Raw genomic sequence first — 14,873 nt, forward strand, 5'->3', positions numbered from 1 at the left:
TCACATTAGGAGAACACCAATATGACGATTAATTACCAGTTCGGGGACGTTGACGCTCATGGCGCCATGATTCGCGCTCAGGCGGCGTCGCTTGAGGCCGAGCATCAGGCCATCGTTCGTGATGTGTTGGCCGCGGGTGACTTTTGGGGCGGCGCCGGTTCGGTGGCTTGCCAGGAGTTCATTACCCAGTTGGGCCGTAACTTCCAGGTGATCTACGAGCAGGCCAACGCCCACGGGCAGAAGGTGCAGGCTGCCGGCAACAACATGGCGCAAACCGACAGCGCCGTCGGCTCCAGCTGGGCCTAAAACTGAACTTCAGTCGCGGCAGCACACCAACCAGCCGGTGTGCTGCTGTGTCCTGCAGTTAACTAGCACTCGACCGCTGAGGTAGCGATGGATCAACAGAGTACCCGCACCGACATCACCGTCAACGTCGACGGCTTCTGGATGCTTCAGGCGCTACTGGATATCCGCCACGTTGCGCCTGAGTTACGTTGCCGGCCGTACGTCTCCACGGATTCCAATGACTGGCTAAACGAGCACCCGGGGATGGCGGTCATGCGCGAGCAGGGCATCGTCGTCAACGACGCGGTCAACGAACAGGTCGCTGCCCGGATGAAGGTGCTTGCCGCACCTGATCTTGAAGTCGTCGCCCTGCTGTCACGCGGCAAGTTGCTGTACGGGGTCATAGACGACGAGAACCAGCCGCCGGGTTCGCGTGACATCCCTGACAATGAGTTCCGGGTGGTGTTGGCCCGGCGAGGCCAGCACTGGGTGTCGGCGGTACGGGTTGGCAATGACATCACCGTCGATGACGTGACGGTCTCGGATAGCGCCTCGATCGCCGCACTGGTAATGGACGGTCTGGAGTCGATTCACCACGCCGACCCAGCCGCGATCAACGCGGTCAACGTGCCAATGGAGGAGATGCTAGAGGCAACGAAGTCGTGGCAGGAATCGGGGTTTAACGTATTCTCCGGCGGAGATCTGCGCCGAATGGGCATCAGTGCCGCGACGGTGGCCGCGCTGGGGCAGGCGTTGTCGGATCCCGCGGCCGAGGTCGCGGTGTATGCGCGACAGTACCGAGACGACGCCAAGGGCCCCAGCGCCTCGGTGTTGTCGCTGAAAGACGGCTCCGGTGGACGCATCGCGCTGTATCAGCAGGCGCGAACGGCAGGTTCCGGCGAGGCGTGGCTGGCTATCTGCCCGGCTACCCCGCAGTTGGTGCAAGTAGGAGTGAAGACCGTTTTGGATACACTGCCCTACGGCGAGTGGAAAACACACAGCAGAGTATGACGCCAGGGCGTGAAACCCGAAGTACAACAACAAATTTAAGCATCAGATACAACCCAGATACGTACAGGGCAAATTGCTCTAGAATCGACTGCAATACTGCAAGGCAAGGTCAACCACAACGATTTGGTCGCGAGGCAAGGCAAATGAAATCGGAGTTAGTCGAGCCGCAGCTCCCGGTGGGCTACCGCGCCTCGGTGCCTACACCGACGGAGCTCCCCGCGCCACTGAAGCCACGGTGTAACACGTTTGCCATGGCAGGGGGTACAGGACGATGACCGCAGTAGCTGACGCACCTCAGGCTGACATTGAGGGTGTGGCATCGCCCCAGGCTGTCGTCGTGGGCGTCATGGCCGGCGAAGGCGTCCAGATCGGCGTCCTGCTGGATGCCAACGCCCCAGTTTCGGTGATGACCGACCCGCTGCTGAAAGTGGTTAATAGTCGGCTCAGAGAGCTCGGTGAGGCTCCACTGGAAGCCACTGGGCGCGGCCGATGGGCGCTGTGTCTGGTGGACGGCGCGCCGTTGCGTGCTACCCAGTCGCTGACCGAACAAGACGTCTATGACGGCGACCGGCTGTGGATTCGGTTCATCGCAGACACCGAACGTCGCTCCCAAGTCATCGAACATATCTCCACCGCAGTCGCCTCGGATCTCAGCAAGCGGTTCGCCAGGATCGACCCGATCGTTGCTGTGCAGGTCGGGGCGTCGATGGTGGCGACCGGGGTTGTTCTTGCCACCGGGGTGCTCGGCTGGTGGCGCTGGCATCACAACACCTGGTTGACCACCATCTACACCGCGGTGATTGGTGTGCTGGTGCTGGCGGTCGCCATGTTGCTGTTGATGCGTGCCAAGACGGACGCGGATCGACGCGTCGCCGACATCATGCTGATGAGCGCGATCATGCCCGTGACGGTGGCGGCGGCAGCGGCCCCGCCCGGCCCGGTGGGCTCCCCGCAGGCCGTGTTGGGCTTCGGAGTGCTGACCGTCGCTGCGGCCCTGGCCCTGCGGTTCACCGGTCGCCGCCTGGGGATTTACACCACAATCGTCATCATCGGTGCGCTGACAATGCTTGCAGCCTTGGCGCGGATGGTCGCGGCCACAAGCGCCGTGACGCTGTTGTCGTCCTTGTTGTTGATTTGCGTAGTGGCCTACCACGCGGCGCCGGCACTGTCTCGGCGGCTGGCCGGCATCCGACTGCCGGTGTTCCCGTCCGCCACCAGCCGGTGGGTCTTCGAGGCTCGGCCCGACCTACCGACCACCGTGGTGGTGTCCGGTGGCAGCGCACCGGTCTTGGAAGGGCCGTCATCGGTGCGTGATGTGCTGCTGCAAGCTGAGCGCGCTCGGTCGTTCTTGAGCGGCCTGCTAACGGGACTTGGCGTGATGGTGGTGGTGTGCATGACATCGTTGTGCGACCCGCACACCGGGCAACGTTGGCTGCCGCTGATACTGGCCGGATTTACCTCGGGCTTCCTGCTGTTGCGGGGCCGCTCCTACGTCGACCGTTGGCAGTCGATTACCCTGGCCGGAACTGCGGTGATCATCGCTGCTGCGGTGTGTGTGCGGTACGCGCTGGAATTGTCCTCGCCGTTGGCTGTGTCCATTGTCGCCGCGATCCTGGTGCTGCTGCCGGCGGCGGGCATGGCAGCTGCTGCACATGTGCCCCACACCATCTACAGTCCGCTATTCCGCAAGTTTGTGGAATGGATTGAATACCTCTGCCTGATGCCGATCTTCCCGCTGGCGTTGTGGTTGATGAACGTCTATGCAGCGATTCGGTACCGGTAGCAGCAGGTCGTGGTGTGGTCGCGCGGGTACCGCGACCATTGCCGCAGTCTTGCTAGCTTCGGGCGCGCTGACCGGCCTTCCGCCAGCGTATGCAATTTCGCCTCCGACGATCGATCCGGGCGCGCTGCCACCCGACGGGCCGCCCGGACCGCTGGCGCCCATGAAGCAGAACGCCTACTGCACCGAGGTCGGGGTCTTGCCCGGCACCGACTTTCAGCTGCAGCCAAAATATATGGAGATGCTGAACCTGAACGAGGCTTGGCAGTTCGGCCGCGGCGACGGTGTGAAGGTCGCTGTCATCGACACGGGTGTGACTCCACATCCCCGGTTGCCGCGTCTGATCCCTGGCGGCGACTACGTGATGGCCGGTGGCGACGGTCTGTCGGACTGCGACGCCCACGGCACCCTGGTGGCGTCGATGATCGCGGCGGTTCCGGCGAACGGGGCGGTACCGCTGCCGTCGGTACCGCGCAGGCCGGTCACCATTCCCACGACCGAAACGCCGCCGCCGCCACAAACGGTGACCCTTTCACCGGTACCGCCACAGACCGTGACCGTGATTCCGGCTCCACCTCCCGAGGAAGGAGTTCCGCCGGGCGCACCGGTGCCAGGACCGGAGCCGCCGCCGGCTCCTGGTCCACAGCCGCCGGCCGTGGACCGCGGTGGCGGCACGGTGACAGTACCCAGCTACTCCGGGGGCCGGCGGATAGCCCCGATCGACAACCCGCGTAATCCGCACCCGAGTGCGCCATCGCCAGCGCTGGGACCACCGCCGGACGCGTTCAGTGGGATCGCCCCCGGTGTCGAGATAATCTCCATCCGCCAGTCAAGCCAGGCCTTCGGCCTTAAGGACCCTTACACTGGGGACGAAGACCCGCAGACGGCGCAAAAGATCGACAACGTCGAGACAATGGCGCGCGCGATCGTGCATGCTGCCAACATGGGTGCTTCGGTGATCAATATCTCCGATGTGATGTGCATGAGTGCTCGTAATGTCATCGACCAGCGTGCACTGGGTGCCGCGGTGCACTACGCCGCGGTCGACAAGGACGCGGTCATCGTGGCTGCAGCGGGCGACGGCAGCAAGAAGGACTGTAAGCAGAACCCGATTTTTGATCCCTTGCAGCCCGACGATCCACGCGCTTGGAACGCGGTCACCACGGTGGTGACACCCTCGTGGTTCCACGACTACGTCCTGACGGTCGGAGCGGTTGACGCCAACGGTCAACCGCTCAGCAAAATGAGTATCGCGGGACCCTGGGTCTCCATTTCGGCGCCGGGAACCGACGTCGTCGGACTCTCGCCCCGTGACGACGGCCTGATCAATGCGATTGACGGCCCGGATAATTCGTTGCTGGTTCCGGCTGGCACCAGTTTTTCCGCCGCGATCGTGTCCGGGGTGGCTGCGCTGGTACGTGCTAAGTTCCCCGAATTGTCGGCGTACCAAATCATCAATCGGCTGATTCATACCGCCCGGCCACCCGCTCGCGGCGTCGACAACCAGGTCGGCTACGGTGTGGTCGACCCAGTGGCAGCACTGACTTGGGATGTGCCCAAAGGCCCGGCCGAGCCGCCCAAGCAGCTGTCAGCGCCGTTGGTGGTGCCGCAGCCGCCCGCCCCCCGCGATATGGTGCCGATATGGGTGGCCGCCGGGGGATTGGCCGGGGCACTATTGATAGGCGGTGCGGTGTTCGGTACCGCGACCTTGATGCGGCGATCACGGAAGCAGCAATGAAGGCTCAGCGCAGCTTCGGGTTGGCGTTGTCGTGGCCGCGGGTGACCGCGGTGTTTCTGGTGGATGTCCTGATCTTGGCGGTGGCCAGTCATTGCCCGGATTCCTGGCAGGCCGATCATCATGTGGCGTGGTGGGTCGGCGTCGGCGTGGCGGCCGTAGTGACGTTACTGTCGGTGGTCAGTTACCACGGCATCACGGTGATTTCGGGTTTGGCGACGTGGGTGCGGGATTGGTCGGCGGATCCGGGCACGACACTGGGTGCGGGGTGCACTCCGGCAATCGACCACCAGCGCCGTTTTGGGCGTGACACGGTAGGGGTGCGTGAGTATAACGGCCGGCTGGTCTCGGTGATCGAGGTCACCTGCGGTGAGAGCGGCCCGTCGGGTCGGCATTGGCACCGGAAATCGCCGGTACCCATGTTGCCGGTGGTCGCGGTCGCCGATGGTTTGCGCCAGTTCGACATTCACCTCGATGGCATCGACATCGTGTCGGTGCTGGTGCGGGGCGGGGTTGATGCTGCTAAAGCTTCGGCCTCGCTGCAGGAGTGGGAGCCGCAGGGCTGGAAATCCGAAGAACGAGCCGGTGATCGCACTGTCGCCGATCGGCGCCGCACCTGGTTGGTGTTACGGATGAATCCGCAGCGAAATGTGGCTGCGGTGGCGTGTCGTGACTCGTTGGCGTCGACGCTGGTGGCAGCCACCGAGCGGTTGGTCCAGGATCTGGATGGGCAAAGTTGTGCGGCCCGGCCGGTGACGGCCGATGAGCTGACCGAGGTCGACAGCGCCGTGTTGGCTGACTTGGAACCGACATGGAGTCGCCCCGGTTGGCGTCACCTCAAGCATTTCAATGGTTATGCGACCAGTTTTTGGGTTACGCCGTCAGACATCACGTCGGAGACCTTGGATGAGCTGTGTCTGCCAGATAGCCCCGAAGTCGGGACGACCGTGGTCACGGTGCGTCTGACCACTCGGGTCGGGTCGCCCGCGCTATCGGCATGGGTGCGTTATCACAGCGACACGCGCCTGCCCAAGGAGGTAGCGGCCGGACTCAACCGGCTCACCGGTCGCCAGTTGGCCGCGGTGCGTGCCAGCCTGCCGGCCCCGACGCACCGTCCACTCCTGGTCATCCCCAGTCGGAACCTGCGTGACCACGACGAGCTCGTGCTGCCGGTGGGCCAGGAACTCGAGCACGCGACAAGCTCGTTTGTGGGGCAATGACACGCCCGCAGGCCGCCGCCGAAGATGCCCGCAACGCCATGGTCGCCGGTCTGCTGGCATCGGGGATCTCCGTCAATGGACTGCAGCCCAGCCATAACCCGCAGGTGGCCGCCCAAATGTTCACCACGGCGACCAGGCTGGATCCCAAGATGTGTGATGCCTGGCTGGCTCGGCTGCTGGCCGGCGACCAGAGCATCGAAGTGCTCGCCGGCGCATGGGCTGCGGTGCGGACTTTCGGCTGGGAAACCCGCCGCCTCGGCGTGACGGATCTGCAGTTCCGCCCCGAGGTGTCCGACGGGCTATTCCTGCGACTGGCGATTACCAGCGTAGATTCGCTGGCCTGCGCTTACGCGGCGGTCCTCGCCGAGGCCAAGCGTTACCAGGAGGCGGCAGAGCTGCTCGACGCCACCGATCCTCGCCATCCGTTCGACGCCGAGCTGGTGAGTTACGTGCGGGGCGTGCTGTACTTCCGCACCAAACGCTGGCCTGACGTTCTTGCGCAGTTCCCCGAGGCAACGCAGTGGCGTCACCCCGAGCTAAAGGCCGCGGGGGCGGCGATGGCCACCACGGCGCTGGCGTCGCTCGGGGTGTTCGAAGAGGCCTTTCGGCGCGCTCAGGAAGCAATCGAAGGTGACCGGGTGCCGGGCGCGGCTAACATCGCCTTGTACACCCAAGGCATGTGCCTGCGGCACGTCGGCCGTGAGGAGGAAGCTGTCGAACTCCTGCGCCGCGTGTATTCGCGCGATGCGAAGTTCACCCCGGCCCGCGAGGCGCTGGATAACCCCAACTTTCGGCTGATTCTCACCGACCCGGAAACGATTGAGGCGCGCACAGATCCGTGGGATCCGGACAGTGCGCCAACCCGCGCTCAGACCGAGGCCGCCCGCCATGCCGAGATGGCCGCGAAGTACTTGGCCGAAGGGGATGCCGAGCTCAACGCGATGCTCGGCATGGAGCAGGCCAAGAAGGAGATCAAGCTCATCAAGTCGACCACGAAGGTGAATTTAGCGCGTGCCAAGATGGGGCTTCCGGTCCCGGTTACGTCGCGCCACACCTTGTTGCTCGGGCCGCCCGGTACCGGGAAGACTTCGGTCGCAAGGGCTTTCACCAAGCAGTTGTGCGGGTTGACGGTGCTGCGCAAGCCGCTGGTGGTGGAGACCAGCCGCACCAAGCTGTTGGGCCGGTACATGGCCGACGCCGAGAAGAACACCGAGGAGATGCTCGAAGGGGCGTTGGGCGGTGCGGTCTTCTTTGACGAGATGCACACTCTGCATGAGAAGGGCTACTCCCAGGGCGACCCGTACGGTAACGCGATCATCAACACGCTGCTGTTGTACATGGAAAACCACCGTGACGAGCTGGTGGTGTTTGGTGCGGGTTACGCCAAAGCGATGGAGAAAATGCTCGAGGTGAATCAGGGTCTGCGCCGGCGCTTTTCGACGGTGATCGAGTTCTTCAGCTACACCCCGCAAGAGCTGATCGCACTGACCCAGCTGATGGGTCGGGAGAACGAAGACGTGATCACTGAGGAAGAGTCTCAAGTGTTGTTGCCGTCGTATACCAAGTTCTACATGGAGCAGAGCTACTCCGAGGACGGCGACCTGATCCGCGGGATCGATCTGTTGGGCAATGCCGGCTTTGTGCGCAACGTGGTGGAGAAGGCCCGCGACCACCGTAGTTTCCGTTTGGACGATGAGGATCTCGACGCCGTACTGGCCAGCGATCTCACCGAATTCAGCGAGGATCAGCTGCGCCGATTCAAAGAGTTGACTCGCGAGGACCTGGCCGAAGGGCTGCGCGCTGCGGTCGCGGAGAAGAAGACGAAGTAGGCCTGTAACATCCAGGTAATTTCCCACACCGACCGCGGCAATGTGACCGGTGCGGCGGGAGTCATCGCTGTAGTCCAGTCCGAATTTGTCGGACGCTATTCGTGTGAATATGTTTGGCGCACTTGCGATATAAATGCACACCGGCGGTTGGGTACTAGGGGTAGTAGTGCCGTCCATCGAGTCTGCCGAGGCAGTGCTGTGCACCGGTCGCTAGCTCCCAAAGATGGGATCATGTAACGGATTCCGAATACATGCCGCTAAGTCGGCAGTTGGGCAGCTGGGGCGCCGCCGGCTATAGCAATGCCAATGTCGGCAAATAGATCTCACGCATGGCCCACGCCAACAGCGAGGTGATGGTGATCATTCTTTACGTTGCGATTACCTCGCCGGAACGTGATACGAGCAATACTCGCCAACCATGATCGCCACATATTTGGAGCGCGAAAGTCTTCACGTCCCTGCTGTACCCAGAAGGCTCTGGGTCCAGCGGCCGCCAAAAACCGACTCGCCGCCGTCCCTGACAACTCAGCGGCGAGAGGTGAACACGGGTGATCTCTCATTTCGGGCCGCTGCCGTTCGTGTGCGGCAAGGGGCCGCGAGTGTGAGTCCGGTGAGCTACGCGATTAGGGATTAAGCGAAATGGATTTCGGGTTGTTACCGCCGGAGATCAACTCAGGCAGGATGTATACGGGGCCGGGGCCGGGGCCCATGCTGGCCGCCGCGACAGCCTGGGACGGGCTGGCTGTTGAGCTGCACGCAACAGCGGCGGGCTACGCCTCGGAGCTATCGGCTTTGACCGGGGCATGGAGCGGTCCTTCGTCGACGTCCATGGCATCTGCAGCCGCACCCTATGTGGCATGGATGAGCGCCACCGCAGTGCATGCCGAGCTGGCGGCCGCGCAAGCCAGGTTGGCGGTAGCTGCCTATGAAGCTGCGTTCGCTGCCACCGTGCCTCCGCCGGTGATCGCCGCTAATCGTGCCCAACTGATGGTGTTGATCGCGACGAACATCTTCGGGCAGAACACGCCGGCGATCATGATGACTGAGGCCCAATACATGGAAATGTGGGCGCAGGATGCCGCCGCGATGTACGGCTACGCCGGCTCGTCAGCGACCGCCTCGCGAATGACAGCGTTCACTGAGCCGCCGCAAACCACTAACCATAGTCAGTTGGGGGCCCAGTCCTCGGCCGTCGCACAAACTGTCGCCACCGCGGCCGGCGGCAACCTGCAATCGGCATTCCCGCAGCTGCTCTCCGCGGTTCCCCGCGCCCTGCAAGGCCTGGCATTGCCGACCGCATCACAGTCGGCATCGGCGACGCCGCAGTGGGTTACCGACCTGGGGAACCTGTCCACCTTCCTGGGCGGGGCGGTCACCGGCCCGTACACCTTTCCCGGGGTACTGCCTCCCTCCGGGGTGCCATACCTGTTAGGCATTCAGAGCGTCTTGGTAACCCAAAACGGGCAGGGGGTAAGCGCCTTGCTTGGCAAGATCGGGGGGAAACCAATCACCGGAGCGTTGGCTCCGCTGGCCGAATTTGCCTTGCATACACCAATTTTGGGTTCGGAGGGCTTGGGTGGTGGATCGGTTTCCGCGGGTATTGGCCGGGCAGGCTTGGTCGGAAAGCTATCGGTGCCTCAGGGCTGGACGGTGGCCGCCCCGGAGATCCCATCGCCGGCGGCGGCGTTGCAGGCGACGCGCCTGGCCGCCGCGCCGATGGCGGCCACCGACGGCGCGGGTGCGTTGCTCGGTGGCATGGCGCTGTCGGGCTTGGCTGGCCGCGCTGCCGCCGGTTCTACCGGCCACCCCATCGGCAGCGCCGCTGCACCCGCCGTCGGTGCCGCTGCCGCTGCCGTCGAGGACCTGGCCACCGAAGCCAACATCTTCGTGATACCGGCCATGGACGACTAGCGCCATGTCACGGGAGAGAAGGTTGTCGACACTTTTGCGACCAGCCCCGGTTCGGTATGTGGCCACCGGGGCTGCCAATGGGGTTACGGCCCGTTAAGGAGGGATGCGGTAATGGATTTCGGGGTGTTACCACCGGAGATCAATTCCGGGCGCATGTATGCCGGTCCCGGGTCGGGTCCGATGCTGGCCGCGGCAGCGGCCTGGGACGGGCTGGCCACCGAATTACAGTCCACGGCGGCCGACTATGGCTCGGTGATCTCGGTTCTGACCGGCGTGTGGTCGGGACAGTCGTCGGGGACCATGGCGGCTGCGGCCGCACCGTATGTGGCGTGGATGTCGGCCACGGCGGCGCTCGCTCGGGAAGCGGCCGCCCAGGCCAGCGCGGCAGCGGCGGCCTACGAGGCAGCGTTTGCAGCCACGGTGCCGCCGCCGGTCGTCGCGGCCAACCGCGCCGAGCTGGCGGTGTTGGCGGCGACCAACATTTTCGGTCAGAACACCGGTGCGATCGCGGCCGCCGAAGCCCGCTATGCGGAAATGTGGGCGCAAGACGCAGCCGCGATGTATGGCTATGCCGGCTCGTCGTCGGTGGCGACCCAGGTGACGCCATTTGCTGCACCGCCGCCGACCACCAACGCGGCCGGACTGGCCACCCAAGGCGTTGCGGTTGCCCAGGCTGTCGGCGCGTCGCCCGGCAACGCGCGCTCACTGGTGTCCGAGGTGCTGGAATTCCTGGCAACGGCCGGGACGAACTACAACAAGACGGTGGCCAGCCTGATGAACGCGGTCACCGGGGTGCCGTACGCATCTTCGGTGTATAACAGCATGCTCGGGCTTGGCTTCGCTGAGTCAAAAATGGTCCTGCCGGCTAACGACACCGTAATATCGACCATCTTCGGCATGGTGCAGTTCCAGAAGTTCTTCAATCCGGTGACGCCCTTCAATCCCGATTTGATCCCGAAATCTGCTCTAGGGGCCGGGCTTGGCCTGCGGTCTGCGATCTCGAGTGGTCTGGGCTCGACCGCGCCAGCGATATCGGCGGGTGCGAGCCAGGCCGGCTCGGTCGGGGGGATGTCGGTGCCGCCGAGCTGGGCAGCGGCCACCCCGGCGATCCGGACGGTTGCCGCTGTGTTCTCGAGCACCGGACTTCAGGCTGTCCCGGCGGCCGCAATTAGCGAGGGCAGTCTGCTCAGCCAGATGGCCCTGGCGAGTGTGGCCGGAGGGGCCCTTGGCGGCGCCGCTGCACGCGCCACTGGTGGTTTCCTCGGCGGAGGCCGAGTCACCGCGGTCAAGAAATCTCTCAAGGACAGCGACTCACCGGACAAGCTGCGGCGGGTGGTCGCGCACATGATGGAGAAGCCCGAATCGGTGCAGCACTGGCACACCGACGAGGACGGGCTCGATGATCTACTCGCGGAATTGAAGAAGAAACCGGGCATCCACGCCGTGCACATGGCCGGCGGCAACAAGGCCGAAATTGCACCGACGATATCAGAATCGGGCTAGGGCAGGGTTAGGGCGTGTCTTCCAATTGATAGGCCCCGAGGCAGACACGAGTCGCCACACCGCACCATTGCTTGAGTTGGTTGATGCCCTTGAGATCGGAACCCGAATCCCACAGCAGGAGAATTAGTTTCGTCCCCAGACCGGCGGCTACGGCTGCCCGTTCTGCCCAGGCAAACCGATCAATCCGCCCTTGCCGCCTTGGCCCCCGGGTGCGGGTGGGACACCATCTCCGCCGTCGCCACCGGTACCGATCAGCAGGGCGGCGTTACCACCGTCACCGCCGGCACCGCCAGTGCCCGCACTGCCGCCGGTTCCGCCGGCCCCACCGGTACCGCCACTTCCCCCGGGTCCGCCGTTGCCGATCCCCAGGCCGCTTGACCCGCCTTGGCCACCATCGCCGCCGTTGCCGCCGTCGTTGCCCGACCCGCCGACGCCGCCGGCCCCGCCGATGCCGCCGGCCCCGCCGCTACCGAACAGTAGGCCTCCGCTGCCGCCCGCGCCACCGTCGCTGCCGTCACCTCCGGCTTCCTGAATGATGTTGCCTACTCCGGTCCCACCGGTCGCCCCATTCCCTCCGGCCCCGCCGTTGCCGATCAGAATGGCGGCGCCACCCTGGCCGGCGCTGCCTTCGAAGCCGGTACCTCCGCCGCTGCCGGCGTTACCACCGTTGCCGCCATTGCCGTATAGCACCCCACCTTGGCCGCCGTCACCCCCTGATGCACCAAATTGAATGCTGAGGCTGCCGGCCCCAACGTCACCACCGTTGCCACCGTCACCGCCGTGACCAAACAACCCAAAACCCTGGACACTAATCGGTCCGAAGTTAACGGCACCTACCCAGCCGCCACCGCCAGCAGAGCCGCCAAAGCCCGCAAATCCGTTGGTGCCTGCGTCACCGCCCTGACCCCCGTTGCCGCCGGACGCGCCGCTGCCGAACAACCACCCGCCGTTGCCGCCGTCGCCGCCTGAGCCACCGACCCCGCCGCTCCCGCCGAAGATGGTAGTACCCAGCGCAGACCCGGCCGCTCCATTCCCGCCGTTGCCACCGGCCCCGCCGTTGCCGACTAGGCCCGCGTCACCGCCGTTACCGGCTATCCCGGCCGAACCGCCGGAAGCGCCGTTCATGACGCCCGTTTGAGTGGAGTCGGTGCCGCCGCCGGCGCCGCTGTCCCCACCTTGCCCCCCGTTGCCGATCAGCCACCCGCCCTGGGCGCCGTTGCCCCCGTTGCCTCCTAATCCGCCGCTGCCGGCCGAATCTCCGGCTGTGTCATTAGTGCCTTGTCCTCCCATGCCACCGACCGAGCCGTTGCCGCCGTTGCCGAACAACAGTCCACCGCGACCACCCGAACCCCCGTTTCCGCCGGCGCCCCCATCGAAGCCTGCCGACGCACCCCCGGGCGCTGTGGCGTTGCCCCCGTTTCCGCCGGCCCCACCATGTCCACCGTGACCATAGATCCATCCACCGGCGCCGCCGTTGCCGCCGGACCCGCCCGCATTCCCGGGTTGACCGGCTGCGCCGTTGGCACCCGCCCCGCCCTGGCCGCCATTGCCGCCGCTACCCCATAGCCCAGCCGACCCGCCGTTGCCGCCATTCTGGCCCGTCCCGCCGGACCCGCCGTTGCCACCGTTGCCGTATAGCCATCCGCCATCGCCACCGTTTTGCCCGGTTCCTGCGACCCCGTTGGCACCGTTGCCGATAAGCGGACGCCCGGTCAGCGTCTGCACGGGTGAATTGATGGCATCGAGGGCGGTTTGGCCCACGATTTGCAATGGTGACGAGTTGGCTGCCTCGGCGCTGGCGTACTGGGCCGCCCCCGCGCTCATGAGCTGGACGAACTGCTCATGGAATGCGACCGCGTGGGCACTGAGCTCCTGGTATGCCTGCCCGTGCGTTGCGAACAGCGCCGCAATCGCAGCCGACACGTCGTCAGCGCCCGCAGGCAGTAACGCCGTTATCGGGACCAACGCTTCGGCGTTGGCCCGGCTAATCGCCGAACCAATGGTTGCTAGGTCCTTTGCCGCTGCATCGACAAACGCCGGCGCCACGATCATCTGCGACGTCCACACCTCCTGGCCGTTGTCGTCGCATGGGGAATCCATACGACCGCCAAAGGAATTTTGGAACCGACGCCAACGTTACAGTTTTGCGGACCCGCTATGGGGTGCATTCACCAGATTCACTGGCAACGATGTGAACCCCGTGTCACCCCAAGCGGGGTCAATCCACTGATTACTCTCTAGCCCAAACTATTTCGCGCTGACGCTGGTTTTAGTGATCTGGTGGGGGCAATAGACATGCGCGGAGATCGCAGCGAACTTGCAACAACCGTCCATCGAAAACCCGGGATTGCGGGTCCGCAGCTCGTTGACGACCTGAAGACCCGATTCGCCGCTTTCGACTAACGCGCATACGGCCTTGCCCGATGCTATGGCTTGATCCGGGTGGCTGTAGGTAATGCCTGCCCGCTCTAGCGAGGCAAGAAAGACCGCGTCGTCACCGCTGGGCCCCGCGTGGGCCGGAACCGCCAAGCCGATCATCAACGGAATGCTGAGTAGCGTTGACACAGCTCTCATAGACAACGATTCTCCCGGAATTGCGCTTCTCTTGCGGCGCAACCGGTTACCGCGTTATTCCAATACGTTACGGCTGCGCTAACTTCCCGTCTCAGGGTGTTCGGGTTGCGCTGGACCTGAAGGTCGTCTGCTGACCGGCGTTGTCTGCTCGCTGGCTAACAGCCGATCTTGATAGCCTCCGGGGCATCGGATGAGTCAAGCCGTTGGGTTGACGCGCGTCGCTACGAGTGTCACGATTACCCTTGCAAGCACCTCGCTAGGTGAGGCGTCTGCGCGGATATAGGCCACTGACCTCGAACGTCGAAAGACGCCCAGGGTCAGGACAGCTCTTCCCGGCTTAAGGGTTGAGCCCAAGTGGCTTCCGGCTGGACCGGCCGGATACGCCGTGTGGTGCCAAAGCTCTGACGAGAGGGGTGCCGAGTTCGGTGGTCTGCTGGGCTGTCATCCCTTTGTGCTGTGCATCGGCATCCCCGTGTGCCCTGGCCGTGAGGAGGTGAGAGCGAAATGAGTCCCGGCGATAGTCCGTATCCGAGATCGACGACCGTTTCGTTCCGATCCGACCCCGGCGCCGTTTTCGCACTCTGAATCGGCCTTCCTGTTCGAAATCCGTTATTTCGCAAGCTCGTTACTTCGCGGCCATGTGTGATTGACGTTCACGGGAAGTAGCCACGACAGAAGCGGTCATAGGCCTCCGGGTTCGGTCGTCTGTCAGGAGAAGACCCATGGCGTTTGTTCTTGTCTGTCCAGATGCGCTGGCCATCGCGGCCGGTCAGTTGCGCCATGTTGGATCGGTGATAGCCGCGCGGAATGCGGTCGCGGCACCGGCAACTGCCGAATTGGCCCCGGCGGCCGCTGACGAAGTATCAGCTTTGACTGCAACACAATTCAACTTCCATGCCGCCATGTACCAAGCGGTCGGCGCCCAGGCGATCGCCATGAATGAGGCGTTCGTCGCGATGTTGGGCGCCAGCGCGGATTCTTACGCGGCTACCGAAGCCGCCAACATCATTGCTGTGAGCTAACGA

General features: G+C 64.4%; 11 protein-coding genes and 1 riboswitch. Of the genes, 9 read left to right on the top strand and 2 right to left on the bottom strand.

Annotation, left to right across the window (positions count from 1 at the left end; translation table 11 throughout):
* Positions 1-21 precede the first annotated feature (21 nt).
* The 8 genes from esxN to MCAN_RS09505 all read left to right on the top strand — a co-directional run bounded on the left by esxN (position 22) and on the right by MCAN_RS09505 (position 11,274).
* Positions 22-306 (top strand): effector, encoded by a 285-nt coding sequence (gene esxN, locus MCAN_RS09470; RefSeq protein ID WP_003408840.1) that lies wholly within the window; start codon positions 22-24, stop codon positions 304-306.
* Positions 307-393: 87 nt separating this feature from the next.
* Entirely contained in the window at positions 394-1,296 is a 903-nt protein-coding gene (locus MCAN_RS09475) for an ESX secretion-associated protein EspG (RefSeq protein WP_003408846.1), read from the top strand.
* A 271-nt stretch (positions 1,297-1,567) separates the two neighbouring features.
* On the top strand, positions 1,568-3,079 hold the full coding sequence (gene eccD5 / locus MCAN_RS09480) for a type VII secretion system ESX-5 subunit EccD5 (RefSeq protein WP_003900411.1): 1,512 nt from the start codon (positions 1,568-1,570) through the stop codon (positions 3,077-3,079).
* Positions 3,057-4,814: a type VII secretion system ESX-5 serine protease mycosin MycP5 gene (gene mycP5 / locus MCAN_RS09485; RefSeq protein ID WP_014000952.1), complete on the top strand. Its 1,758-nt coding sequence runs from the start codon at positions 3,057-3,059 to the stop codon at positions 4,812-4,814. Before eccD5 ends, mycP5 begins: the two co-directional genes overlap by 23 nt.
* Positions 4,811-6,031, top strand: a complete 1,221-nt coding sequence (eccE5, locus tag MCAN_RS09490) for a type VII secretion system ESX-5 subunit EccE5 (protein WP_003408859.1) — start codon at positions 4,811-4,813, stop codon at positions 6,029-6,031. Before mycP5 ends, eccE5 begins: the two co-directional genes overlap by 4 nt.
* Entirely contained in the window at positions 6,028-7,860 is a 1,833-nt protein-coding gene (gene eccA5, locus MCAN_RS09495) for a type VII secretion system ESX-5 AAA family ATPase EccA5 (protein WP_003408868.1), read from the top strand. The genes eccE5 and eccA5 overlap by 4 nt, the downstream gene beginning before the upstream one ends.
* Before the next feature lie 639 nt (positions 7,861-8,499).
* The gene (locus tag MCAN_RS09500; RefSeq protein ID WP_014000953.1) at positions 8,500-9,771 is read left to right on the top strand and encodes a PPE family protein; all 1,272 of its coding nucleotides are present in this window, start codon (positions 8,500-8,502) and stop codon (positions 9,769-9,771) included.
* Positions 9,772-9,882: 111 nt separating this feature from the next.
* Positions 9,883-11,274: a PPE family protein gene (locus MCAN_RS09505; RefSeq protein WP_014000954.1), complete on the top strand. Its 1,392-nt coding sequence runs from the start codon at positions 9,883-9,885 to the stop codon at positions 11,272-11,274.
* Between the two features lie 147 nt (positions 11,275-11,421).
* Here MCAN_RS09505 and MCAN_RS09510 read toward each other — a convergent pair whose 3' ends face one another.
* On the bottom strand, positions 11,422-13,341 hold the full coding sequence (locus tag MCAN_RS09510) for a PE family protein (protein WP_014000955.1): 1,920 nt from the start codon (positions 13,339-13,341) through the stop codon (positions 11,422-11,424).
* 180 nt (positions 13,342-13,521) lie between these two features.
* Positions 13,522-13,848 (bottom strand): DUF732 domain-containing protein, encoded by a 327-nt coding sequence (locus MCAN_RS09515; RefSeq protein WP_014000956.1) that lies wholly within the window; start codon positions 13,846-13,848, stop codon positions 13,522-13,524.
* 245 nt (positions 13,849-14,093) lie between these two features.
* Positions 14,094-14,268: riboswitch (M-box (ykoK) riboswitch) on the top strand.
* Between the two features lie 302 nt (positions 14,269-14,570).
* On the opposite strand from MCAN_RS09515, the gene MCAN_RS09525 reads away from it, so the two are divergent.
* Complete coding sequence (locus MCAN_RS09525) at positions 14,571-14,870, top strand: PE family protein (protein ID WP_003900412.1); 300 nt, start codon at positions 14,571-14,573, stop codon at positions 14,868-14,870.
* Positions 14,871-14,873: the final 3 nt, after the last annotated feature.

The sequence above is a fragment of the Mycobacterium canetti CIPT 140010059 genome (assembly GCF_000253375.1).
GTDB lineage: Bacteria > Actinomycetota > Actinomycetes > Mycobacteriales > Mycobacteriaceae > Mycobacterium > Mycobacterium tuberculosis.